The sequence below is a fragment of the Chryseobacterium sp. FG46 genome (assembly GCF_057809135.1).
Genome location: NZ_JBMDJJ010000076.1, coordinates 1 through 616, shown reverse-complemented (window position 1 = coordinate 616; position 616 = coordinate 1). Strand labels below are relative to the sequence as shown.

Here is a 616-nt window from a genome sequence, read left to right as displayed (position 1 = left end):
GTTTAATTTGTTTTATTGTTTGATTTTTTGTATCTTTACCGCTGATAATCAATTGTTTATGTCAGTTTTTAAAGATCATAAAATATCACTTAAAGATGTGTTGGAATTTATTCCCGAAGCACTTTTAAGTCATCTTTCCGCAAGTACAAAAGTGGATTATTATAGTAAAGTTTTGCATGGAAGAAAAATATTCTACCTGCTTTTGTATTGCATGTTTGATAATGAAAAATTAAGTCAAAGAACCTTGGAAGATACGTTTAACAGCAGTGGATTCAAAGCGTTGTTTGGTTTAGGGGAAGAGGAAAAGGTTCGAAGGAGTTCAATTTCCGAGAGGCTTTCAAAAATTGATTCCAATTATTTCATAGAAATCTACGAGCAGATGTACGGAAGACTTTCGGAACTTTATTCCAGGACGGAAATCGAAAAATATAACTTAATCAGAGTTGACAGTACTATTGTAGCTGATACATGCAATAAGCTTAAGGAAGGAATTGATCAGAAAAGTGGAAAAAAATTAGTAAAATTCAGTTTTTCATATGATGGAATTTTACCATCAGCGGTAGATGTTTTTACGGGACAGAAATATTCGGCGGAAGACAATGCTCTTGCCCAGGCT

The 616-nt window shown here is 33.3% G+C and carries 1 pseudogene; it reads left to right on the top strand.

The features are described 5' to 3' along the window. Positions 1–58: 58 nt before the first annotated feature. A pseudogene (locus ACODR7_RS21570) lies at positions 59–616 on the top strand (IS4 family transposase); the annotation flags it as partial.